Annotated in this window: 21 protein-coding genes and 2 riboswitches; of the genes, 9 read left to right on the forward strand and 12 right to left on the reverse strand. The window is 77.0% G+C overall.

Features of this window, described 5'->3' with window-relative positions; translation table 11 throughout:
- Nucleotides 1–114: 114 nt before the first annotated feature.
- The 6 genes from ACI8AC_RS21010 to ACI8AC_RS21035 all read right to left on the reverse strand — a co-directional run bounded on the left by ACI8AC_RS21010 (nt 115) and on the right by ACI8AC_RS21035 (nt 8313).
- Nucleotides 115–1032: a hypothetical protein gene (locus tag ACI8AC_RS21010; protein ID WP_456899786.1), complete on the reverse strand. Its 918-nt coding sequence runs from the start codon at nt 1030–1032 to the stop codon at nt 115–117.
- A 246-nt stretch (nt 1033–1278) separates the two neighbouring features.
- A riboswitch (cyclic di-AMP (ydaO/yuaA leader) is annotated at nt 1279–1428 on the reverse strand.
- Between the two features lie 161 nt (nt 1429–1589).
- Nucleotides 1590–2237 carry a hypothetical protein gene (locus tag ACI8AC_RS21015; protein ID WP_456899787.1) on the reverse strand — a complete coding sequence of 216 codons (648 nt, stop codon included), beginning with the start codon at nt 2235–2237 and terminating at the stop codon, nt 1590–1592.
- 301 nt (nt 2238–2538) lie between these two features.
- The gene (locus tag ACI8AC_RS21020; RefSeq protein WP_456899788.1) at nt 2539–3819 is read right to left on the reverse strand and encodes a LysM peptidoglycan-binding domain-containing protein; all 1281 of its coding nucleotides are present in this window, start codon (nt 3817–3819) and stop codon (nt 2539–2541) included.
- Nucleotides 3819–3979, reverse strand: a riboswitch (cyclic di-AMP (ydaO/yuaA leader). (Overlaps the previous gene by 1 nt.)
- Nucleotides 3980–4208: 229 nt before the next feature.
- On the reverse strand, nt 4209–6938 hold the full coding sequence (locus ACI8AC_RS21025; RefSeq protein ID WP_456899789.1) for an MGH1-like glycoside hydrolase domain-containing protein: 2730 nt from the start codon (nt 6936–6938) through the stop codon (nt 4209–4211).
- Between the two features lie 68 nt (nt 6939–7006).
- Nucleotides 7007–7837 (reverse strand): fructosamine kinase family protein, encoded by an 831-nt coding sequence (locus ACI8AC_RS21030; RefSeq protein ID WP_456899790.1) that lies wholly within the window; start codon nt 7835–7837, stop codon nt 7007–7009.
- Nucleotides 7834–8313 carry a low molecular weight protein-tyrosine-phosphatase gene (locus tag ACI8AC_RS21035; RefSeq protein WP_456899791.1) on the reverse strand — a complete coding sequence of 160 codons (480 nt, stop codon included), beginning with the start codon at nt 8311–8313 and terminating at the stop codon, nt 7834–7836. Before ACI8AC_RS21035 ends, ACI8AC_RS21030 begins: the two co-directional genes overlap by 4 nt.
- A gap of 198 nt (nt 8314–8511) precedes the next feature.
- On the opposite strand from ACI8AC_RS21035, the gene ACI8AC_RS21040 reads away from it, so the two are divergent.
- From ACI8AC_RS21040 to ACI8AC_RS21050, 3 genes are all read left to right on the forward strand, one after another.
- Nucleotides 8512–8958: a DUF5709 domain-containing protein gene (locus ACI8AC_RS21040; RefSeq protein WP_456899792.1), complete on the forward strand. Its 447-nt coding sequence runs from the start codon at nt 8512–8514 to the stop codon at nt 8956–8958.
- Between the two features lie 14 nt (nt 8959–8972).
- The gene (locus tag ACI8AC_RS21045; RefSeq protein WP_456899793.1) at nt 8973–9302 is read left to right on the forward strand and encodes a hypothetical protein; all 330 of its coding nucleotides are present in this window, start codon (nt 8973–8975) and stop codon (nt 9300–9302) included.
- Nucleotides 9303–10050: 748 nt separating this feature from the next.
- A complete protein-coding gene (locus ACI8AC_RS21050) occupies nt 10051–10653 on the forward strand; it encodes a class I SAM-dependent methyltransferase (protein WP_456899794.1) in 603 nt (200 codons plus the stop codon).
- A 76-nt stretch (nt 10654–10729) separates the two neighbouring features.
- On the opposite strand, the gene ACI8AC_RS21055 is transcribed toward ACI8AC_RS21050, so the two are convergent.
- Nucleotides 10730–11257 carry a hypothetical protein gene (locus ACI8AC_RS21055; protein WP_456899795.1) on the reverse strand — a complete coding sequence of 176 codons (528 nt, stop codon included), beginning with the start codon at nt 11255–11257 and terminating at the stop codon, nt 10730–10732.
- Nucleotides 11258–11379: 122 nt separating this feature from the next.
- On the opposite strand from ACI8AC_RS21055, the gene ACI8AC_RS21060 reads away from it, so the two are divergent.
- The 3 genes from ACI8AC_RS21060 (at nt 11380) to ACI8AC_RS21070 (ending at nt 13465) form a co-directional block, all read left to right on the forward strand.
- Nucleotides 11380–12393, forward strand: a complete 1014-nt coding sequence (locus ACI8AC_RS21060; protein ID WP_456899796.1) for an SDR family NAD(P)-dependent oxidoreductase — start codon at nt 11380–11382, stop codon at nt 12391–12393.
- Between the two features lie 48 nt (nt 12394–12441).
- Complete coding sequence (locus ACI8AC_RS21065) at nt 12442–13164, forward strand: alpha/beta fold hydrolase (protein WP_456899797.1); 723 nt, start codon at nt 12442–12444, stop codon at nt 13162–13164.
- Between the two features lie 82 nt (nt 13165–13246).
- Nucleotides 13247–13465: a hypothetical protein gene (locus ACI8AC_RS21070; RefSeq protein WP_456899798.1), complete on the forward strand. Its 219-nt coding sequence runs from the start codon at nt 13247–13249 to the stop codon at nt 13463–13465.
- A gap of 72 nt (nt 13466–13537) precedes the next feature.
- Here the strand turns inward: ACI8AC_RS21070 and ACI8AC_RS21075 are convergent, their stop codons facing one another.
- Complete coding sequence (locus ACI8AC_RS21075; protein WP_456899799.1) at nt 13538–14944, reverse strand: APC family permease; 1407 nt, start codon at nt 14942–14944, stop codon at nt 13538–13540.
- A 109-nt stretch (nt 14945–15053) separates the two neighbouring features.
- Here ACI8AC_RS21075 and ACI8AC_RS21080 point away from each other — a divergent pair, with 109 nt between their 5' ends.
- The gene (locus tag ACI8AC_RS21080; RefSeq protein WP_456899800.1) at nt 15054–16586 is read left to right on the forward strand and encodes an ATP-dependent DNA ligase; all 1533 of its coding nucleotides are present in this window, start codon (nt 15054–15056) and stop codon (nt 16584–16586) included.
- Nucleotides 16587–16667: 81 nt separating this feature from the next.
- Here ACI8AC_RS21080 and ACI8AC_RS21085 read toward each other — a convergent pair whose 3' ends face one another.
- From ACI8AC_RS21085 to ACI8AC_RS21095, 3 genes are all read right to left on the reverse strand, one after another.
- Complete coding sequence (locus ACI8AC_RS21085; protein ID WP_456899801.1) at nt 16668–17126, reverse strand: hypothetical protein; 459 nt, start codon at nt 17124–17126, stop codon at nt 16668–16670.
- A gap of 111 nt (nt 17127–17237) precedes the next feature.
- The gene (locus ACI8AC_RS21090; RefSeq protein WP_456899802.1) at nt 17238–17801 is read right to left on the reverse strand and encodes a hypothetical protein; all 564 of its coding nucleotides are present in this window, start codon (nt 17799–17801) and stop codon (nt 17238–17240) included.
- Nucleotides 17802–18189: 388 nt separating this feature from the next.
- A complete protein-coding gene (locus ACI8AC_RS21095; RefSeq protein WP_456899803.1) occupies nt 18190–19218 on the reverse strand; it encodes an LLM class flavin-dependent oxidoreductase in 1029 nt (342 codons plus the stop codon).
- Nucleotides 19219–19366: 148 nt separating this feature from the next.
- Here ACI8AC_RS21095 and ACI8AC_RS21100 point away from each other — a divergent pair, with 148 nt between their 5' ends.
- A complete protein-coding gene (locus tag ACI8AC_RS21100; protein WP_456899804.1) occupies nt 19367–19780 on the forward strand; it encodes a PRC-barrel domain-containing protein in 414 nt (137 codons plus the stop codon).
- On the opposite strand, the gene ACI8AC_RS21105 is transcribed toward ACI8AC_RS21100, so the two are convergent.
- Complete coding sequence (locus ACI8AC_RS21105; RefSeq protein ID WP_456899805.1) at nt 19774–20643, reverse strand: SDR family NAD(P)-dependent oxidoreductase; 870 nt, start codon at nt 20641–20643, stop codon at nt 19774–19776. The genes ACI8AC_RS21100 and ACI8AC_RS21105 overlap by 7 nt on opposite strands.
- Before the next feature lie 334 nt (nt 20644–20977).
- Here ACI8AC_RS21105 and ACI8AC_RS21110 point away from each other — a divergent pair, with 334 nt between their 5' ends.
- On the forward strand, nt 20978–23011 hold the full coding sequence (locus ACI8AC_RS21110) for a lytic murein transglycosylase (protein WP_456899806.1): 2034 nt from the start codon (nt 20978–20980) through the stop codon (nt 23009–23011).
- The last annotated feature ends 72 nt before the right edge of the window (nt 23012–23083 follow it).

Here is a 23083-nt window from a genome sequence, read left to right on the forward strand (position 1 = left end):
CCCCCCCCCCCCCCCCCCCCCCCCCCCCCCCCCCCCCCCCCCGCCCCCCGCCCCCGCCCCCCCCCCCCCCCCCCCCCCCCCCCCCCCCCCCCCCCGGGCCGGTCAGCGCGCCTATCAGCCCACGTAGTTCACGTGCACGTGGTCGAAGTGGTTGGCCGTCGCGCTGCCGCGGTCGGCCATCGGCTTCCACGCGCCGTCGGGCGAGCTGAGCATCCGCTGCTCCCAGATGAGGTAGTCGACGCCGAGCTCGTCCCAGTGGGCGCGGTGGTACTCGACGATCGCGTCACCGAGGGCCCCGGTGCACATGTAGTCCACCGCCAGGCCCGAGGGGTGCCCGTGCGGGTCCGCCGCGCTGGCGCGGGTCCCGCCGAGCGTGATGCCGGCGGCGCCCGGGACGTGGGTGACGACGGCGTCGGCGGCGGCCTGCGCCGCCGGCTTGATCGGCCCGGCGGTGTTGGTGATGCGCGCGACCCCGGCCGGCGCGGCGGTGCCCGACGCGGCCGGCTGCGGAGCCGCTGCCGGTGCCGGGGCCGGTGCCGGGGCGCTCGCCGCGGCCTCCGCGGCGGCCTGCGCCTCGGCCTCCTGCTGCGCGGCGGCCTGCGCGGCCGCCTCCTGGGCCTGTGCGGCGGCCTCGGCCTCGGCGGCGCGGGCGGCCTCCTCGGCGGCCCGGCGGTCCAGCTCGGCCTGGTCGGCCGCGGCCTGCGCCTGCTGCGCGGCGCTGCGGTCGGCCTCCCGGGTGCTGCGGCTGGCGGTGAGCTGCTCGAGCGCCTCGAGGTCGGGCGCGGGGGCGGACTCGGCGGGGGCCGCGGTCCCGCCGGTCAGCCCGAGCTCCTCGGCGACGGCGACCGAGCGGCTGCCGGCCGTCTCCGTCGTCCCGGCCTCGGCCTGGGCGGCCGGGCCGGGCCCGGTGAGCACGCTGACGGTGAGCGCGCCGGCGGCGGCGACGCCGAGCAGCAGGGCGGGCCGGCGGCGCACCGGCGGGCGGCGCAGGGCGCGCTGCCGGCGGCCGGTGGTCGTGGTGCGGGGGTCCATGCGGGGGTGCTCCGGGGGTACGGGCGCAGCGGCGGGCCGGGGCACGCCGGCTGCGGCAGGTGCGGTCGGGTGGGGGCGGCGACCGTCCTCGGGCACGGGCCCACCGGGGCAGCCGGCGGGAAGCCGGTCGAGCGGAGGTGCTCGGGCGCGGGCGGAGAGGCCGGGACGGTCGCGCCGGGTCAGAGGCGGGGCGCCACCCGGGGACGACGGGCTGGTGCGGTGCGCGGGCACGCCATCGGGCGGCTCTCCTTCTCCCTGGAGCCGCCTACCGGGTTAGCTGACGGGTTCGGGCGGGAAGCGGCCCTACCGGCCCGGGCGGCACGCCCGGGCGGATTCACCCCAGAACTGCGGTGGGTCCCCGGCTCGCCCCGGAGGGCGACTCGGCGGCGCCCGGCCGGGCCCCCTCGTGGGGGCGGATCGACCGACCGGACCGGCTCACCGTAGACGCGTTATCGAGTCGTGACAATTGGCGACCGTCGATTCGTCAAGTGACGGTCGTCGCGGTGTGGTGCAGGTCCCGGTGGTGCCGCCCGCTGCGCGTGGTCCCGGCGCCGGTGTCAGCGGCGGGCGCCGAGCCACCGCACCGGAGCGCACACCGACCACCGCACGAGCCGGACCGGCACCGTCGCGGCGACCTGGACGAGGCGCACGCCGAGCACCACGAGGTCGGCGTACTCCGGCGGCCGGGACGCCTGCGGACGCGGCTCCCGGGGACCGGGCCCCTGCACCCGGGGCTCGCGAGGCCCCGGCTGCTGCGGCCCGGGCTCCTGCGGGTCCGGCTCCCCCGCGCGCCGCTCCTCGGCCGGCGGCGCGGGCGCCGGGCCGCCGACGAGCGCGTCGACCGCCGGACGCCACGAGCCGCGCAGCGACGCGAACGACGGGATGGCCGGCGAGGCCGGGCCGTCGTCCTCGGCGGGATCGCTCGGCCCCTCGTCCGCGTCGGGGCCCCCGGGCATCCCGGGGAGCGGCGCCGGCCGGGAGCCCGGGCCGGCGAGCCGGCCGGGTGGCTCGGGGACGACCGTGCGGATGGCCGCGATGGCCCCCGGGCCGATGCCGTCGATGGCGGCGAGCTCCCGCCGGGTGAGCGCGGCCAGCTGCTCGGTGCGGGTGACCCCGGCACGGGTCAGCGCGCTGACCGTCCGGGTGGGCAGCCCGAGGTCCCGGACGGTGTCCGCGGTGGCCTCGCGCGGTGGACTCGGCGGCATGGGCACCGACCCTAGTGGCGGGCCGCGGGGGGCGTCGGGGGCCCTCCTACCCGGCCGCGGGCACAGCACGGCCCCGGCGCGGGGACTTCACGGCCACGCCGGGGCCGGTTCATGTTCATGGTTCCCCGGTGGGAGATGTCCCACACATGGATCCACGTCGTCTGGCGGGCGGGGCGCACCCGGGACAACGCCCAGGGCCCCGCCCGCCCGCCAGCATGCAGGTACCGGAACGACGCCGCAACAGATGTCTAGGACGTCTGGGCCAGCGCCGGCCCGCCCGGCCCGGCGGGACGGCGGGACCTCAGCCGACGTGGCTGACGTGGACGTGGTCGAAGTGGTTGGCCGTCGCGCTGCCGCGGTCCTCCATCGCCTTCCACGCACCATCCGGCGAGGAGAGGATGCGCTGCTGCCAGATGAGGTAGTCCACGCCCAGCTCGTCCCAGTGCGCCACGTGGTAGGCGACGATCGCGTCCCCCAGGGCGGCGTCGTCGTTCACCATGTAGTCCAGCGCCAGCCCGGCCGGGTGGCCGTTCGGGTCGGCCGCGCTCGCGCGGGTACCGCCGATGGTGATCAGCGCGGCGCCCCGCACGTTGGCGACCACCTGGTCGGCGGCGGCCTGGACCTGCGGCCGCACGGCCCCGGCGGTGTTGCTGATGACCGCGGCGCCGCTGGTCACCGCCGCCTGCTCCGGGGCGGGCGCGGCCGCGGCGGCCTGGGCGGCGACCGGTGCCGGGACGGCCGCCGGCGCGGAGTCCCCCGCGGACGGGGCCGGAGCGGCCTCGGGCGCCGGAGCGGCCTGGGCGGCCCCGTCGCGCTCCCACCCGCCGGTGCGCTCCCCGCGGGACGCGCGGTCCGAGCCGTCGCGGTCCTCCGAGCCGTCGCGGCTCCGGGAGCGGTCCACCGAGCCCTCGCCCGACCGCTCCTCGGAGGCCTCCTGGGCCGACGCGGCGCCGGTCAGCTGCAGCACCTGGCCGGGGTAGATCCGGTTCGGGTTCCCGCCGATCACGTCGGTGTTGCGCTGGTACAGGTCCCGCCAGCGCTCGCCGTACGCGGCCGCGATGCGGGCGATGGTGTCACCGCGCCGGACGGTGTGGGTCTCCTCGGCGACGGCGTCCCCCCGCTCCGCCGCGGCCTGCTCCGGGGCCGCCGGCGCGGGGGCGGCCTGCTCCGGGGCGGCCGGCGCGGGGGCGGCGGGCTGGGCGGCGGCCGGGGTGGTGCCCTCGGCGAGGTACTTGCCGCAGGTCGGCCAGGCGCCGATGCCCTGCCCGGCGAGCACGGCCTCGGCCACCTCGACCTGCTGGGCGGGCGTGGCGAGGTCCGCGCGCGGCGCGAACGCGGTGCCGCCGTAGGCCGACCAGGTGCCCGGGGCGAACTGCAGCCCGCCGTGGTAGCCGTTGCCGGTGTTGATGGCCCAGTTGCCGCCGGACTCGCACCGGGCGACGCCGGTCCAGTCGTGGGTGGCGGCGGCCTGGGCCGGGGTGGCCAGGACCCCGATGCCGACCACCGTGGCGCCGGCGGCGACGGGGACCCCGGCGAGGGCCTTCTTGGTGCGGACGTAGCGGGGAGCGCGGTGCTTGGACATGGATCTCCCGATCACCGCCGGCGAGGTGAGCTGTCGGGTTCGGGCGATCGGTGCCCGGCCGCGGTCACGCGGCTTCACCCCGGAGACGCGCGGTCCGGCGGCAGCCGGCACCGGGCGACGCGAGTGGGTCCCCCACCCCTGCCCTGGGCGGATCGGTGGACGACCGGTGGGCAGGGTTGGGCGGACCGGCGCCGCGCTCTCTCGTGTGCTGAGCGCAGCCAGAACGCTACGTGCCGTTATGGCGGTTGTCGCCGTGATGCACCCCACGGCGGGAAGGTCTGGCGTGTCGCCGTCCACGCGCGGTAGTGGACCGACCCCGCCGTGTCACCGAACCGGGTGAGGAGGGGCCTACCGCCCGGGTGCGGGGCGCACCCGGCGCAGGATGCCGGTCAGGTGAAGCGCGGGTCCGGGGGCAGGCGCGGGTTGAGCAGGTGCGCGACCAGGGCCGTCCAGCCGGTCTGGTGGGTCGCGCCCAGGCCCTCGCCGGTGTCGCCGTCGAAGAACTCGCTGAACGTCGGGTGCTCCCGCCACAGGTCCGAATCGCTGGACTCGATCCGCTTGCCGTCGGCCGGCCGCTTGCCGCCCACCGGCCGGAACAGCGCGGTGAGGCTGTTGTCCACCAGATCGGCGGCCTCGACGAGGGTGCAGCGGTTGCCCGACCCGGTCGGGATCTCGATGGTGAAGGCGTCGCCGTAGTACCGGCCCAGCGTGCGCAGCTTGTCGGCGAGCAGCACGTTGACCGGGAACCACACCGGGCCGCGCCAGTTCGAGTTCCCGCCGAAGAGCTTGGTGCGCGACTCCCCCGGCTCGTACTCGATGGACACGTCGCGGCCGCCGACCTGGGCGAACACCTGCCCGGTGGCCTTGGACAGCGACCGGATGCCGTAGGGCGACAGGAACTCGTCGGTGTCGAACATCCGCTGCAGGATGCGCGCCAGCCGCTCCTCCCCCACCAGCGAGAGCAGCATCGTGCGCCCCTCGGGCCCGGACCGGCTGCGCAGCGGCCGCATGAGCTCGGGCCGGCGCCGCTGCAGCCAGCGCACCCGCTCCGCGACGTCCGGCAGCTGGGCGACCCACCGCGGGATCTCGGTGACCCCCAGGATCGGCAGCAGCCCGACCATCGAGCGCACCTGCAGCGGCTCGGCCTTGCCGTCCGGGGCGACGAGGACGTCGTAGAAGAAGCCGTCCTCCTCGTGCCACAGCGACACCTCGTGCGAGCCGAAGGCGTTCATCGCCTGGGCGATGGCCAGGAAGTGCTCGAAGAACTTGGTCGCCGTCCCGTCCCAGGCCTGGTCGAACCGGGACAGCTCGAGGGCGATCTTGAGCATCTGCTGGCAGTAGAACGCCATCCAGCTCGTGGCGTCCGACTGCTCGAGCCGGTAGCCCGGGGGCAGCGGCGCCGAGCGGTCGAACAGCGCGATGTTGTCCATCCCGAGGAAACCGCCCTCGAAGACGTTGGACCCGCCGGCGTCCTTGCGGTTGACCCACCACGAGAAGTTGAGCAGCAGCTTGGTGAACACCCGGACCAGGAACTGCTGGTCGCGGTAGCCGTCGATGCGGTAGACGTGCCAGGCCGCCCACGCGTGCACCGGCGGGTTGACGTCACCGAAGGCCCACTCGTAGGCCGGCAGCTGGCCGTTGGGGTGCATCGCCCACTCCCGGCACATGAGCACCAGCTGCTCCTTGGCGAAGTCCGGGTCGACGTGCGCGAGCGGGATGCAGTGGAAGGCGGTGTCCCACGCGGCGAACCACGGGTACTCCCACTCGTCCGGCATGGAGATCACGTCGGCCAGCGCCAGGTGCCGCCAGCCGGTGTTGCGCCGTCCCCGCCGCCGCCGCGCCTCCGGGGCGTCGACGTCGGGATCGCCGTCCAGCCACTGCGCGACGTCGAAGCGGTACAGCTGCTTGGTCCACAGCAGCCCGGCGTAGGCGCGGCGGGCGACGTGCCGGTCCTCGTCGGAGAGGCTCTCGTGGATCACCGAGCCGTAGAAGTCGTCGGCCTCGGCGCGGCGGGTGGCCAGCACCGCGTCGAACCCCGGGCCGAAGACGTCCTCGTCGGGGGCCGGACGGCGCAGCCGCAGCCGCACGCTGACGCTCTCCCCCGGCCCGACGGCGTCCCACCGGTACCAGAACGCGGCCTTGGTCCCGGAGTCCGAGGGGTTGATCCGCGACTCGTCGCCGTGCACGACCCGGCGGTCGATCCCGTCCTTGGGGAACCGGCTGGCGTTGCGCTCGGCGCCGAAGAGCGTGACGGCGTCGGTCTCGTTGTCGCAGCACAGGACGACGGGGTCGCCCTCGGCGGCGAGGTGGTAGCGACCGAGGAAGCCGTGCTCGGCCTCGACCGCCTCCAACCCGGAGACGGTGAGCGTCGGCGCCAGGAGCTGGGTGAGCACGCCCTGCCGCTTGTCCCCGCCCCAGGACCACGTGTTGCGGAACCACACCTGCGGCAGCAGGTGCAGCGGCGCGGGATCGGGGCCGTGGTTGGTGGCGGTGACGACGATGCAGACGTCGTCCGGTGCGGCCTTGGCGTAGGTGACCTGGACGTCGAAGAACCGGTCCTCGTCGAGGACGCCGGTGTCGGCCAGCTCGTACTCGCGCTCCAGCCGGGACCGCTCCGCGTTGACCCGCCGCAGCTCCTCGTAGGGGAACTCCGCCTGCGGGTAGCGGTAGAGCCACTGCATCCAGGAGTGCGTGGGCGTGCCGTCGACGGCCCACCAGTACTCCTTGGCGTCCTCCCCGTGGTTGCCCTCCTCGTTGGTGAGGCCGAACAGCCGCTCCTTGAGGACGGGGTCCTCCCCGTTCCAGAGGGCGACCGAGAAGTTGAGGAAGCCGTAGCGGTCGCAGATGCCCCCGAGGCCGTCCTCGCCCCACCGGTAGGCCCGGGCGTGCGCGTGGTCGAACGGGAAGGACGACCACGCGTCGCCGTCCTCGGAGTAGTCCTCCCGGACGGTCCCCCACTGCCGGCCGGCGAGGTAGGGACCCCACAGCCGCCAGGGCGCCGACATGTCGGCGCCCTCGGCCAGGCGGGCGTGCTCGGCGCTGCGGGGACCGCCCGCGTCCTGGGGGCCGGGAGGGGTGGTGCGCGGCTCGAACGGGACGCCGGGAACTGCAGGAGGCACGACCTCCACAGTGCCACGGGCTCGTGTCGGCCCCGTGTCACGTGCATGGCCGGTGGGGGCGGACGGGGTCAGGCGTACCGGCGGGCCGCCGCCTCCGCCGCGGCCACGTAGCCGCCCCCGAAGAGGACGGCGTGCACCAGCAGCGGGAAGAGCTGGTAGAGCGCCAGCCGGTCCGCGTGCCCCTCGGACCGGGGCCAGACCTCGTCGTAGGCGGCCAGCGTGCGCGGCGAGGGCGCGCCGAACAGCGCCAGCATCGCCAGGTCGACCTCGCGGTGCCCGCCGTACGCGGCGGGGTCGACCAGCCAGGGGCGGCCGTCGGCGCCGGCCAGCACGTTGCCGCTCCACAGGTCGCCGTGCAGGCGCGCCGGCGGCTCCGGCGGACCGGCCAGCTCGCCGATCCGCGCGCCCACCCGGCCGACGACGTCCGCCAGCCCCACCCGGCCGGCCAGCGGTTCCAGCCGGCACCCGGCGTAGAACGCCGGCCAGTTCCCGCTCGGGCCGTTCGGCAGTTCGAGCGGGCCGAGCCGCAGCGGCCGGGGGCCGCCGAACGCCGGCGCGCCGGCCCGGTGCAGCGCGGCCAGCCCGCGCCCGAGCTCCTCCTGCCCGGCGGCGTCGAGCCGGCCGGGCTCGATCCAGCGCAGCGCCAGCCAGCCCTCGCCCACCGCACGCGCCTCCGCCACTCGCAGCGCCCCGGCGCCGGCCAGCCAGCGCAGCCCCTCGGCCTCGGCGGCGAACTCGCCGGGCGCGGCGCCGGCCCGGTGCTTGACGAACACCCGCTCGCCGTCGTCCAGGGTCGCGGCGCGGGCCTGGTTGAGGTCCCCGCCGGGGACGGCGCGCAGCTCGACCACCTGCCGGCCGAGGGCGTCGGCCAGGGCCCGGCGCAGCTCGGCGTCGGTCACGGCAGCTCCCCGGCCCGCACGCGGGCGAGCAGCCCGCGGCAGGCGGCCTCGACCAGGTCGAGGACGTCCTCGAAGCCGCGGGGGCCGCCGTGGTAGGGGTCGGGGACGTCGAGGTCGGGAGCGCCCTCGGTGGTCGGGTCGAGCTCGCGCAGCAGGCGGGCCTTGTGCGCGGTCCCCGGCGGGGCGATCGCCCGCAGGTCGGCCAGGTTCTCCCGGTCGGCGGCCAGCAGCAGGTCGAAGTGCTCGAAGTCTCCCGGGACCACCTGGCGCGCGCACCCGTCGAGCGCGATGCCGCGCGCCCGGGCCGCCGCGGCGGCCCGCCGGTCGGGCGGGTCGCCCGCGTGCCAGCCGCCGGTGCCGGCGCTGTCGACCTCGACGTCGTCGGCCATGCCCTCCTCGGCCAGCAGGTGGCGCATCACCCCTTCCGCCGTGGGCGAGCGGCAGATGTTCCCCATGCAGACGAAGAGCACGCGCACCCGTCGCACGCTAGCCGCGGCTCCCGCGCCGCGAGCGCACCCGCCGGGTGCGGTCCTCCGCCATGATCGGGGCGGCGTCGACGACGCCGCCCCGCACCCCGCCGAGCACCTGGCGAGCACCTGGCGAGCACCTGGCGAGCACCTGGCGAGGACCTGGCGAGGACCGCCGAGGCCCCGCCCGGCCCGAGAGGAGCGCCCGTGGACACGCAGCCGGACGCGATGACCCCCGACGACCTGGACGGCGAGAACGACTCCGGCGTCCTCGACCCGGAGGACAGCCTCGACGACCGGGGCGTCGACCCCCTGGACGAGGGCTGGTCGCCGGCCGAGCGCCCCTGGGCGGTCGACGACTGGGGGACGACCGGCGCCGAGGAGTCGGCCGGGGAGAGCCTCGCCGCCCGGCTGGCGCGCGAGCTGCCCGACGGGGCCCCGCAGGACGGCGACGGGCTCGGCGACGCCACCGGCACCGACGGCGAGCTGATCGACGACGAGGTCGGTGACGTCCGCGCCGGCCGGCTCACCGAGGACGACGAGGGCAGCGGTCCGGACGACGAGCCGGAGCTGCACGCCCGTGACCGCGGGTACGCCGGTGGCGCCGCGTCCGCGGAGGAGGCCGCCGTCCACCTGGTGAGCGACGACCGCTGACCGGAGCCGATCGCGTGGCGCGCGGCGGGCCGGAGCCCGCGGGGACCCGGCCCGGTCGGGCGGGACGCGCCCCGGGGACGGGGCTGGAGGCCGCCGGCTTCGCCACCGGGCTGGCCGGGCTCCTGCTGGTCGTCGGCTTCTGGTCAGGGGTGCTGCTGTCGGCGTTCACCCTCGGGCTGCTCGTCTCGGCGCTCGGATTCGTGCTCAGCGCGGTCGCCCTGGTGCCGCGCCGCCGGCGCCGGGGCCGGGCGCGGTGGGCGACCGCCGGGCTGGTCTGCGGAGCCGTCGGTCTCCTCGGGCCGCTGCTGCTGGTCGTGTACGCCGTCGAGCAGCACGTCGGCTGAGGGAGCGGATGCCGCCCCTCCGGACCGGTGACCGACCAGGCCACCTCCCGCGCCCTCGCGCCTGCCTCGTCGTCACCCCCGCTCAACGTGCCCTCGGTGCCGCGCCCGCCCCCGTCCTCGTACCGCCCCGGTTCTCCCGTCCCGCACCGTCGTCACACCCCGCCCTCGTCGTCGTGCTCTCCGTCCTCGCACGCCACCGCGTCGTGTCGCCACCGCCGCGCTGAGCCGCCACCTCGGCGACCGGGGCCGCCCTCACCGACCTGCCCGCCCTGCGCCGCACCGCCTCCTGCGGGCGGCCGGCCTGCCGCCGCGCCCCGGCCGGGACCTGCCCCCACGACCTCACCACCCGCCCCGGGCTGGGCGCCCCCGGGCCCAGCCCCGGCTACCGGCCTTCGGCCGCGCGTGCGCGGTTCCTGCACGCCCGCGACCGCCGCTGCCGCTTTCCCGGCTGCCGCCGCCCGGTGCCCCGCAGCGGGGAGCTCGACCACCGCATCCGCTGTCCCGACGGCCCCAGCGCCGCGGCCGACCTGGCCGGCTTCTGCACCGGCCACCACCGCGGCCAGCACCAGGCCCCCGGGGTGGACCCACACCCTCACCCCCGACGCCGTCCTCACCGTCACCACCCCCACCGGCCTGACCGCCACCACCGACCCACCGCCCTACCGACGCAACTGCCCAGGGACACGGGTGCCAGCTACTTCCCCGAGCCCCGATGCGTACGCCGCGGAGAGGTGCTGTCCTGGTCCCCATGCGGAAAGCGCTGGGTGCACGGGTGCTCGAGGCGACCTTCGGGTGTCCGCACGGTCCGCTGGGCCGCATCGGCGGCCGGCTGATGGCTCGGAGCAACGCGGCCACGGAACGGCATCTCGTCGACGCTGCGGACCTCACGGCCGAGGACGTCGTGCTGGTGGTCGGCCCGGGACCGGGCGTGGGCCTCGAACACGCCGCCCTGCGCGCCGCCCAGGTGATCGGGGTCGACCCGTCCGAGGTCATGCGGCGCGCCGCGCGGCGACGGTGCTCCGACCTCGTTGCCCGGGGTGTCGTGCGCATCGAGGACGGCACCGCTGCGGCCACGGGGCAGCCCGACGCCTCGGTCGACGTGGTCCTCAGCGTCAACAACATCCACCTGTGGCCAGACCTCGCCGCGGGTCTCGCCGAGGCGCGCCGCGTGCTGCGCCCGGGTGGCCGGCTGCTCGTCTCCGTGCACGCGCGGTGGCAGCCCGGCGGAGCCGACACCCTCGGCGCAGCCGTCGGCGAGGCAGGCCTCACCGACGTGCGGACCTCGCGGTGGGAGCCTCCCGGACGCCTCGCCACGACGGCACTGCGACTGCAGGCGAAGCGCCCGGCCTGAACGCGACGCGGACGACCGAGGGGTGCCCGGACCGGCCGCGCCCGCAGGTGGCCGTCCGGCGCGGCGCCCGGTGCAGCTAGGCGCCGCGCCCGGTCAGCGTGACCAGCAGCGCGTCCCGGTGCAGATCGGCCACGGGGGCGAGCAGGTCCGGGTGCCGAAGCAGCCCACCGGCGGCGAGGTCGCGCGCGGCGGGGGCGCCCAGCGGGCCGTCGTCCCGCTCCCCCACGGCTCGTGCGGCCCGGCGGGCCACCGCCGGTTCCCCGAGCAGCACCGCCGCCCAGCTGACGACGACCTCGTCCACCCAGGTCCGCCACGGGTCCCGGCTGTCGGCGTCCGGGCCGCGGACTGCGCCGCTCACCCGGTCCAGCCCGACGCAGCCGCCGGGCCCGCAGAGCTCCAGCAGCTGGTCGTCCAGGGCGGTGGGGTGGCGCAGCAGCGCGGCGACGGTGGTCGCGGCGCGCGCCTGGGCCTGGGCCCGCACCCCCGCGAGGGCTCCGGCCGGCGGCGGGAAGGCGGTCAGCAGCCACTGGGCGCCGGCCGTCACCACGCCGTGCAGGTGCGCGCTGAGCGGCGACACCGGGGACACGGGGGACGTCGGCTGCACCCCTCCCTTCTCGGCAGCCGAGGCCGCGACCGGTACCGCCGGGGTGCGTGCGCACCGCCCGCGGCGGGCATGGAGGCAGCGACCGGGCCGGACCGCGGCCGGGCAGGCACCGGGGAGGGCGAGTGGAGCTGACCGGTCGGGTCGCGCTGGTCACCGGGGGCTCGCGAGGACTGGGCCTGGCCCTGGCCCGTGAGCTGCTGCGCCAGGGCTGCCGCGTGTCGATCTGCGCACGGGACCCGGAGGAGCTCGAGCGGGCCCGCGCCGAGCTGGCCCGGGACGGCGGCGAGGTGCTCGCGCTGCCGTGCGACGTGGCGCGGCGCGAGCAGGTCGAGGAGCTGGTCGCCACCACCGTCGACCGGTTCGGGCGGCTCGACGTCCTCGTCACCAACGCCGGGGTGATCCAGGTCGGCCCGCTGCCCACGATGCGCGTCGAGGACTTCGAGGACGCCCTCGGCACCATGTTCTGGGGGACGGTCCTGCCCACGCTCGCCGCCCTCCCCCACCTCCGGGAGACCCGCGGCCGGGTGGTGACGATCACCTCGATCGGCGGCAAGGTCGCCGCCCCCCACCTCCTGCCCTACGCCGCGGCCAAGTTCGCCGCCGTGGGCTTCTCCGAGGGGCTCACCGCCGAGCTGGCCCGCGAGGGGATCCGGGTGACCACCGTCGTCCCCGGCCTGATGCGCACCGGCTCACCCCGCAACGCCTTCTTCAAGGGCCGGGCCGCGCGCGAGTTCGCCTGGTTCACCCTGGCCGACAGCATCCCGGGGCTGGCCATGTCCGCCGAGCGCGCCGCCCGGCGTATCGTGACCGCCGCCCGGCGCGGCCGCGCCGAGGTGGTGCTCACCGCCCCGGCCGTGCTGGCCGTGCGGGTCCACGGCCTGGCCCCCGCCACCACGGTCCGGGTGCTCGGGCTGGTCAACCGGCTGCTGCCGCGTGCCGACGGGATCGGGGACCGCGCCGTCCCGGGCCGGGTCGCGGGCCGCGGCGTCGACTCGCGCGCCTTCTCCCGGCTCACCGGCCTCACCCGCCGGGCGGCCGGGCGCCTGCGCCAGCGCCCCGGCCCGGTCGCCGCCCCAGCGGCGGTCCGCACGGCCCGGCCGGGTACGGGTGACGGCACCGCCGACCGGCCCACCTGAGCGGCCCGCCTGCACCGGCCGGCCGGGCCCGTGGCGTTGGATGGGCCCGTGGACGACGGAACGGACGACGCGACGACGAGCACCCCGGCAGCCGTGCTGGTGCACGGCCTGTGGCACGGGGCCTGGAGCTGGGACGCCGTCCGGGCCGCGCTGGCCGACCGGGGGGTGGACGCCGTCGCCGTCGAGCTGCCGCTCACCGACCTCGCCACCGACACCCGGGCGGTCCTCGACGCGCTCGACGGCCTGGACCGCCCCGCGGTGCTGGTGGGGCACTCCTACGGCGGCGCGGTGGTCACCGCGGCCGGCGTCCACCCGGCGGTGCGGGAGCTGGTCTACCTGGCCGCCTTCTGCCTCGACGAAGGCGAGTCGGTGAGCCGCGTCCTGCCGGACCAGGAGCACCCGCAGACCCGGCTGGGCGAGGCGCTGCGGGTGGACCGCGAGCGCGACGAGGTGGCGCTGGACCCGGAGCTGGGGCCCGCGCTGCTCTACCCGGACGCCCCTCCCGATGCCGCCGCCGCGGCGGCGGCCCGGCTGCGCCCGGTCGGGCGGGCGGTCTTCCGCGGGACGCCCGAGGCGGTCGCCTGGCGGACGGTGCCCTCGACGTACGTGGTCTGCACGGCCGACGAGGTGGTGCACCCCGAGCTGCAGCGGGCCATGGCCGCGCGGGCGACCCGGCGGCTGGAGTGGGCCGGCGGGCACTGCCCGACGGTGAGCCGGCCGGACGACGTCGCCGCCCTCGTGGCCGACCGGGTGGCCGCGGCCCCCGGCTGATCGATCCCTCCCCCGGCGGGTGCCCGCGCCCCCAGCGGGTAGGGCCCCGGTGCACGGAACGCACCGACCCGATGGAGGACACGTGAGCGAGCGCGACATCGAGGAGACCGGGACAGGGGACGCCGCCAAGCGCATCGGGCAGGCGCCGACGACCACGGACGTCACCGATCCGGAACGCTCGTCCCGCAACACGGCCGCCGGCAGCGGCTCCGAGCCCGGTGAGGGCCCGGTCCAGCCGGCCGCCGACGAGGGCGTCGACCCCTCGGCGAGCATCGAGCCGCACAACGAGGGCGCCGTCTGAGCCCGCCCGCCCGGCGGTGACCCGGGACCCCGCGGTGCCCGCACCGCGGGGCCCCGCCCCGGAGTCGACGGCTCAGCGGGCGCGGGCGGCGACCACGCGCTGCTCGGCGTCCGGTCCGGGCCCCACCGACGGCACCCGGAGCACGAAGACCAGGCCCAGCAGCCACCACGCCGCGACGACCACCCACTCGTAGGGCCACACCAGGGCGGCGGGCATGCCGGGCAGGTAGAGCGTGCCCAGGGCGAGCGCGAGCAGCCCGGCCACCACACCGGTGGCCGCCCCGCCGGGCGCCCGGAACGGGCGCTCCATCGCCGGCTCGCGGCGGCGCAGGACGACGAAGGACAGCGCCACCATGACGTAGGCGATGACGATGCTCAGGCCGCCGGCGTCGACCATCCACACCAGCGCGGGCCGGCCGAAGAAGGGGGCCAGCACCGAGAGCCCGCCGATGAACAGCAGCGCGTTGCCCGGGGTGCGGTAGCGGGGGTGCAGCCGGCCGAACCAGGCGGGCAGCATGCCCGAGCGGGCCATGGCGAACAGCAACCGGCTGGCCCCGATGAGGAAGCCGTTCCAGCTGGTGAGGATCCCGGCGATGCCGCCGAGCACCAGCACGTTGCCCATGAGGTCGCTGCCCCAGAGTGCGGCCATGCCGTCGGCGGCGGCGAGCTCGGAACCGGCCAGCTCGGCCGCCGGCAGGGACGAACCCACGGTCAGCATGATGAGCACGTACCAGGCGACGGCCATGCCGACCGCGAGCAGCAGCAGCTGGCCGATCTTCCGGTACGGGAGGTGGATCTCCTCGGCCGACTGCGGGATGACGTCGAACCCGACGAACAGGAAGGGCGTGGCCACCAGCACCGCGATGAGCCCGGCCGCGCCGCCGGTGAACAGCGGCTGCATGTTCTCGGTGTCCCCGCCGACGACGCTGCCCAGCACCAGCGCCAGCCCCACGGCCAGCAGGAAGAGCACCGCGATCGCCTGGAACACCGCCGCCGGCCGCACACCCACGTAGTTGAGCCCGGTCATCACCACCGCGGCGAGGACACCGACGGCGACCCAGCTGGCGTACACGTCGTAGTCGGCGACCGTCCACAGCCGGCCGGCGAGCATGTCGGGGAACAGGTAGAGCACCGTCTGCGGCAGGGCCACCGCCTCGAAGGCGACCACGGAGACGTAGCCGAGCACCAGGGCCCACGAGGTGACGAACGCCGGCCGGCTGCCGAGGGCGCGCAGCACGTAGTTGTGCTCCCCGCCGACGTGCGGCATCGCCGAGACCAGCTCGGCGTAGGTGAGCCCGACGAGGGCCACGACGACGCCGCCGATGACGAACGCCAGCGCCGCCCCGAGCGTGCCGGCGTCCTGGAGGAACCCACCGGTGAGGACGATCCAGCCGAAGCCGATCATCGCCCCGAAGGCGACGGCCAGGACGTCCCAGCGCCCCAGCGTCCGGACGAACCCCTCGGTACCGGAATCGGCCATGGTGCCTCCCTGGGCCGGTGCGTGGCCGTGCACGTGCATGGTGACCCCGGCCCGGGCCGTCGGCACGGCGAGCGGGCCGGGTGTCACCCGCGGCTGCCACGATGGCCGCGTGCTGCTCGCCGAGGTCGTCGCCGCCTCCGCCGCGGTCACCGCGACCCGCGCCCGCTCGGCGAAGACCGCGACGATCGCCGGGGTGCTGCGCCGGGCCGGTGCCGACGAGGTGCGCGCGGTCACCGCGTGGCTGGCCGGCGAGCCGCTGCAGGGCCGGCTCGGCGTCGGGTGGCGGACCCTCTCCCGGCAGGCCCCGACCCCGGCCGCAGCGGCGTCCCTCACCGTCGCCGCCGTCGACGCGGCCCTCACCGCGCTCGCCGGGACGGCAGGCACCGGGTCGGCCGCGCGCCGGGAGGCGGCCCTCGCGGAGCTGCTGGGCACCGCCACCGCCGACGAGCAGGGTTTCCTCGTCCGGCTGCTCACCGGCGAGCTCCGGCAGGGCGCCCTCGAGGGAGTGGTGCTCGACGCGGTGGCCGCGGCCGCCGACGTCCCGCCCGCGGCCGCCCGCCGCGCCTTCATGCTCACCGGCAGCCTGCCCGGCACGGCGGCGGCCGCCCTCGCCGGCGGGGAGCCGGCGCTGGCCGCGGCCCGGCTGGAGGTGGGCCGGCCGGTCCGGCCGATGCTCGCCGCCCCCGGCTCCTCGCTGGATGCGGCGCTGGCCGATCTCGGCACCGCGGTGACCGTCGAGCACAAGCTCGACGGCGCCCGCATCCAGGTGCACCGGGACGGCGACGCGGTGCGGGTCTGGACCCGCAGCCTGCGGGAGGTGACCGGCGGGGTGCCCGAGCTGGTCGACCGGGTCCGCGCGCTGCCCTGCCGCACCGCGATCCTCGACGGCGAGACCCTGGCGCTGGACGACGACGGCCGCCCGCGGGCCTTCCAGGACACGATGAGCCGGTTCGGCAGCGACGCCCCGGACGCCGGGGTCCTGCTCAGCCCGTTCTTCTTCGACCTGCTGCACCTCGACGGGCGCGACCTGCTCGACGAGCCGCTCGACGTCCGCCTCGACGCCCTGGCCGGGCTGCTGACCGGGGCGGAGCACGCGCCGCTGCGGATGCCCGGCGTCCGCCGTCCCACGGCCGAGCAGGCGGCCGGCGTGCTCGACGAGGCGCTGGCCGCCGGGCACGAGGGCGTGGTCGTCAAGGACCTCACCGCCCCGTACGCGGCCGGCCGGCGCGGCCGGGCCTGGCAGAAGGTCAAGCCGGTGCACACCCTCGACCTGGTCGTGCTGGGTGCCGAGTGGGGGTACGGACGGCGCACGGGCACGCTGTCCAACATCCACCTCGGCGCCCGCGACCCGGACGGCGGCGAGCCGGTCATGGTGGGCAAGACGTTCAAGGGGATGACCGACGAGCTGCTGGGGTGGCAGACCCGGACCTTCCCGGAGCACGCCCGCGCGGAGGCGCCGTGGGGGCTGGAGCTGCGGCCCGAGCTGGTGGTCGAGGTCGCCCTGGACGGCGCCCAGCGCAGCCCCCGCTACCCGGGCGGGGTCGCGCTGCGCTTCGCGCGGGTCGTGCGCTACCGGCCGGACAAGACGGCCGCGGAGGCCGACACCATCGACGCCGTCCGGGCGCTCCTCTCCGGCGGGTGAGCCGGCCGCCTCCACCGCCGGTTTCGCGCGCTGAGCGACGCAGGGCTGCGTGCCCGAACGAGCGTCGGAGGACGAACGTGCTCAGCCGAAGGGATCCGTGCGGAAACTGGCCAACTGGGCGTGCTCGGGTTCGATCAGCACGAAGAGATCCAACGTGTACTGGCCCCCCGCCGCCGGCAACGGCACCCAGATCTCGAGGACGCCCGTGTCCGATTCTGTACCGGCCGTGAGCCTGGCAGCCGGTGTCGGCTGTGCCCACTGATCGGGAACGACGACGCCCTCTCCCGCTGGCAGGAGGCGCCAGTAGAGAACGAGCGATCGACCACGTAGGCCTTCCACCTCGAAGTTGATCGTCGCGACGACCCCTACGGGGTCACGTCTGCCGGCCTTGGGCACGCTGCGGACGACGTCGAGCCTGCTCGCCAGCCGCTCGGCAGCCACCGTTGCGGGGACCGGCTGTCCTTGCGCGTCCACTGTGTCCTGGGTGAGGGCCAGGACGACCGAAGCGGGGAGATCACGGCTCCGGGCGTCGGACGGCACACCCGGATCGGCCTCCCCGGACGGCGCGCCGGGGCCGGACCCCTCGGACGGCGTACCCGGGTCGGCGCCCTCGGACGGCGTGCCCGGGTCCTCCAGGAACTGAGGGAGGAGCTAGGCGTCCAGAGCCGACTCCGACGCGATCTCGTTCCACAGCTCTTCCCGTTCATCCTCCGGGAGCTGGAGGATGTAGGGCAGTGCCGTCGTAGCCACGAAGTCGTCGGGCTCGGACGTGTCGGTCCCCGTGCTCGTACCCGAGGTCTCCTCGGATCCTGCACCGCTGGAGCTCGTCGTCACCTCACCCGTCGTGGTCCCCGGCACCTCACCCGTCGTGGTCCCCGGCACCTCACCCGTCGTGGTCCCCGGCCCCCCAGCCGTCGTCGTCGGCCCCCCAGCCGTCGCCGTCGGCCCCCCAGCCGTCGCCGTCGGCCCCCCAGCCGTCGCCGTCGGCCCCCCAGCCGTCGCCGTCGGCAGCTGGTCCGTCGTCCCGCTGGGGCTGCCGGTCGTCGCATCACCTTCGTCGCTGACGGTCGCGGCCGTCGCCGCGGGTACCAGCAGGCCCGCAGCAGGTGCGATCAGGTTCAGTCCGCTCGTCCCGTCGATCGGGTCGATCGTCGCTGTCGCGACGTAGCTGCTGAGCGGTTGAGGCCATCTCAGGTGCGCCGAGGTGATCGCCACCCTGTCCACTGGATCCGGATCAGGCCAGAGAGCGATGATCGCCGTGACGGCGCTGGCGAGCGTCCCGGCTCCGATGACGGCGGCGCTGGCGCGACGCCACCAAGGCGCTTCCGCAGCCGGGGCCGACGTACGCGCATCCGGAGGGGTCTCATCACTGCTCATGGTCGTCCCAGCACCGTCGAGTACCTGACTGCCCCATTGCGGGAGACCCAGTCTCGGTTTGCGACGCCAGGGCAGGAAGGGTCCTTGGACCGGGGGCAGGGCGCCCGCGGGCGCTCCGGACGCGTGGGCTCCGGACACGTGGGCTCCGGTCGTCAGCCCACGAGCACGGTGCGGTCGGTCTACCTGCCCTTCCGGCGGCGCCCTGGTGGCCGGTACCTGGAGGGCGTCAGAGGTCGGCGACCTTCGGCGCGACCTCGGTGCCGAGCAGCTCGATACCGCGCAGCAGGTCCTCGTGCGCGAGGCGCGGGTTGGTCATCTGCAGCGCCACCCGGTCCACCCCGCCGAGCTGCTCGGAGACCCGGCGCAGCTTGGTGGCCACGGTGTCGGGGTCGCCCATGAAGAAGGCACCGTCCGGGCCGCTGGTCGCGTCGAACTGCGCGCGGGTGGGCGGGGCGAAGCCGCGCTCGGCGGAGACCTTCGTGAACATCTCGTGCCAGCCGGGGTAGATGGTGTCGGCCGCGGCCCGGGTGCTCTCGGCGACGAAGCCGAAGACGTGCAGCCCGACCCGCAGCCGGTCGGGGGTGTGCCCGGCGCGCTCGCCGGCCCGGCGGTAGAGGTCCACCAGCGGGGCGAAGCGGCGGGGCTCGCCGCCGATGATCGCCACCATGAGCGGCAGGCCCAGCAGCCCCGCCCGCAGGAAGGACTCCGGCGTCCCGCCGACGCCGACCCACACCGGCAGCGGGTCCTGCACCGGCCGCGGGTACACCCCCTGACCGGTCAGCGGCGGGCGGTGCCGGCCCGACCAGGTGACCTGCTCGCCGGCGCGGATGCGCAGCAGCAGGTCCAGCTTCTCCTCGAAGAGCTCGTCGTAGTCGGCCAGCGACAGGCCGAAGAGCGGGAAGGCCTCGACGAACGACCCGCGCCCGACCACCAGGTCGATCCGCCCGCCGCTGATCAGGTCCAGCGTGGCGAACTGCTGGAACACCCGGACCGGGTCGGCGGCCGAGAGCACGGCCACCGCGCTGCCGAGCCGGATGCGGGAGGTGCGCGCGGCCGCCGCGGCGAGGATCACCGGCGGCGCGGAGTCGTAGTACTCGGGCCGGTGGTGCTCGCCGATGCCGAAGGAGTGCAGGCCCACCCGGTCGGCGAGCTCGATCTCCTCGAGCAGGTGGGCCATGCGCTCCTGCGGCCCGACGACGTGGCCGGTCCGCGGGTCGGTCACGGCCGAGACGAAGCTGTCGACGCCGAGGTGCACGGTGCGTCCTCCCTGGGTGGGTGCGGGTCGCCGCCCGGCCGGTCTGCCGTTCAACGCTCAACCACCAGTGAACCAGGCGGGCGCTGCGGGCGTGCCCGCCCCCGGGAACGGGGTAGGGCTGCCGTGAGCCGTCCCGGGAGGAGGAGCGATGACCGACGACATCGGCCGGCTGGTCCGGCTCACCGACACCGACCGGACCGTCGCCGACCCCGAGGCCGACGTGCGCGGCCGCCGCGTCGTGGACCCGTTCGACCAGGACCTCGGTCGGGTCGACGACCTGCTGGTGGACGACCGGGAGGGCCGGGTGCGCTTCCTGCGCGTCAGCGAGGGTGGGGTCCTGGGCATCGGCGCCCGGCACTACCTCATCCCGGTCGACGCCGTCGTCGCCCTCGAGGGCGACCGCGTGCGGATCGGCCGGGACCGCGAGGAGATGGCGACGGTTCCGCCCTACGACCCCGACCTCGGGGACGACCCCGGGTACTACGCCGGCCTCTACGGCTGGTGGGGGCACCCGCCGTTCTGGGGGCCGGGCTACACCTACCCGGGCTACCCCTACTACTGACCCGCAGCGTCGGCCGCTGCGCTGGTGGCCGCCTCTCCCTCCGGTCGCTCGCTCACCGGCCCCACGCGCGCGGGGAACGGGGAGCGGCGGGCCAGCGCACCGACCAGGGGGCCGTGCGGCGCCGTGCGCAGGGCGGCCACCGACAGCCGGTAGAGGGGCGACGGCACGACCACCCTGCGGCCCTCGTCGAGCGCGCGCAGCCCCCGCTCGGCGACCCGGCGGCCGTCGTCCAGGGCCCAGGCCGGCAACTGCCCGACCGCCTCGCCCAGCCCGGCCCGCTCCATGAACTCCGTCCGGACGGTGCCCGGGCACAGCGCCGTGACGGCGACGCCGGCCGGCCGCAGCTCGGCGTGCAGCGCCTCGCTGAACGACAGGAGAGCGGCCTTCGCCGCCGCGTGGACGGCCATCCGGGGCATCGGGACGACACTCAGCAGCGAGCACACGTCGAGCACGCCGCCACGACCCGCGGCGACCATGCCCGGGACGAACCGGCCGCAGAGGTCCACGGCCGCCTCCAGGTCGAGCCGGAGATGGGCCACCTGCCGCGGCACCGGGACGCCGGCGAACTCCCCCGCCGTCGCGGCGCCGGCGCAGTTGACCAGGACGGTCACCTCCACGCCGTGCGCGGCCACCTCCCCTGGCAGCCCCTCGCGCGCCCCCGCGTCGGTCAGGTCGCGGGGCAGCACGGCGCACCGCACCCCGTCGGCGGCCAGCCCGGCGGCCAGCTCCTCCAGCCGGTCCCTCCGGCGCGCGACCAGGACGAGGTCGTGACCGCGGCGGGCGAGCGCACGGGCCAGCTCCGCCCCGAGGCCCGACGACGCACCGGTGACGAGCGCGGCGGTCCCCGCCGCGGGCACGGGCATCCGACCGGCCACGGCACGCCCTTCCCCCTCGTCGGTCGCCCGCGGCACCGGCGGGCGCGGCCCCACGCTCCTCGGCACCGACGGGTTCCGGAAGGAACCTCGGCCCCGGCTTCGAGCACCCACCGCGCACGGCCGGTGACCGACAGGCACGACCGACGGGGCGGGCCCGGGCCGCGACGGAGGGCCTTCCCGACGCGCGGACAGCGGGAGTTGGGTGGCCCCGCGCAGGGAACCGGGGTGCCGGCAGCACGGCGACACGGGGGACGGCCATGGTCGAGGGGCGGACGCGGACCGGGAACCGCCCGGGGGTCGGCGGCGTGGGACTGCCGGCCCGATGAGGGGGCGCCGGCACGTCCCGTTCGGGCTGGCCGCGGGGGTCACCGCGGTCGCACTGGCCGTCGTCCCCCACTCGGGGGCCCCCTCCGCCGGCACCCGCCCGGCGGCGGCGACGGTCTCCCCCGCCCCGCCGACGGAGCTGCCGGTGCTGCACCGGCTCCGGGCCGGGCACCTGCCGGCTGCGGAGCTGCCGGCCGCAGCGCCGTCCGGCACCGCGCCGTCGGACATCCCGCCGTCGGGCACGGAGCCGTCGGGCACGCCGTCGGGCCCGGAGCCGTCCGCGGCACCGGCGGACCCCGCACCGGCCGGGCCCGGCCCCGTGGACGCACCCGATCCGGGGCCGGCCACCACAGCACCCCCCGACGTCTCGGCGCTCGCCGGGCGCGGCATCCCGGCCACCGCGATGGAGGCCTACCGGGCGGCGGCCGAGGGGGCGCCGTCCGGTTGCGGCATCGACTGGGCGTTGCTGGCGGCCATCGGGCGGGTGGAGTCCAACCACGGCCGCTTCGGCGGGGCGGTGCTGCACACCGACGGCCGGTCGACGCCACGGGTGATCGGCGTGGCCCTCGACGGGAACGGGACCGCCCTGATCCTGGACACCGACGACGGCCGCTACGACGGCGACACCCGGTACGACCGGGCCGTCGGTCCGATGCAGTTCATCCCGTCGACCTGGGCCCTCTCCGGGCGGGACGGCGACCGCGACGGCCTGCGGGACCCCTTCGACATCCACGACGCCGCCGCGGGCGCCGCCGCCTACCTGTGCTCCGGCGGGCGGGACCTGACGACGGCGGCCGACCGGGCGCGGGCCGTCTTCGCCTACAACCACTCCACCGAGTACGTGACCACGGTGCTGGCGCTGGCCGCCACCTATGCCGGGACGACGCCGCCCGCGCTGCCCGTGCCCGCACCACCCGCACCGCCTGCACCGCCCGCGCCGACCCCGGATCCCGTGCCCGCGGAGCCGGCGCCGCCCCCGGTCGAGGCGCCGCCGGTGGTCGAGGCGCCGCCGGTGATCGAGGCGCCGCCGGTGATCGGGGCGCCGCCGGTGGTCGAGGCGCCGCCGGTGATCGGGGCGCCGCCGGTGATCGGGGCGCCGCCGGTGGTCGAGGCGCCGACGACGACCGAGGCGCCGCCCCCCACCCCGCCCACGACCGGGGCGCCACCCGGCACGGACCCGGCTCCGACCACCACCGAGCCGGTACCGAGCACCGAGGTCCCGCCGATCACGGACCCGCAGCCGACGACCGAGGCGCCCGCGATGGAGGCGCCGACCACCGAACCGGCACCATCCGGCAGCGACCCGGCGCCGCCGACCGGCGAGGCACCGCCCACCACGGAGCCGGCACCGCCCACCACTGAGCCGGCACCGGCCACCGAACCGGCGCCCACCACCGAACCGGCACCCCCGACCACGGACCCGGCTCCGACCGCCGAGGTCCCGACCACCGAGGTCCCGCCGGCCGAGCCGACGCCCTCCCCGGAGCCGGCACCCTCCTCCGAGCCGTCGGCCACGACCGAACCGGCACCGCCGACCGAACCGGCGGCTCCCACCGAGACACCTCCCACCGAGACACCCCCCGCCGCGCCACCGCCGCCGACGGAGGTGCCGCCCACGACCGAACCGGCACCTCCCACGACCGACCCGGCACCGGCCGCCGAACCGGCCGCAGCCGCCGACGCCTGCCCGGCCGAGCCCGTTCCCGTGGTCGTCGACGTCGTGGGCACGGCGGGCGATCCCGCCCGGGCCGAGGCGGCCGCCGTCCTCGTCAGCGGCGGAGGGGCCGTCCTGGGCGCGGTGCGCACGACCGCGGACGGCACGCCCACCGTCCTCCTGCACCCGCTCGACCAGGAGGCCGTGGCCGCGACGCTGGCCGCCGTCCTCGGGGTCGCCACCGCGGCCGGCGACGTCCCGCACCTGACGCTGGTCCTCGGCCCGGGCACGCCCGTCCCGGCCCCGGACCCCGCCGCGCTCACCGCCGCCCTGGCCCCGGCCGGCGCCCCCGACTGCCCGCCCAGCCCCGAGGGATAGGAAGCTGTGCCCACGTCCGCGGGCTCCGGAGGTGGGCACAGCTTCCAATTCCTCGCCCGCCGATCCCGCGCC

It is taken from the genome of Geodermatophilus sp. SYSU D00758, from assembly GCF_054049955.1.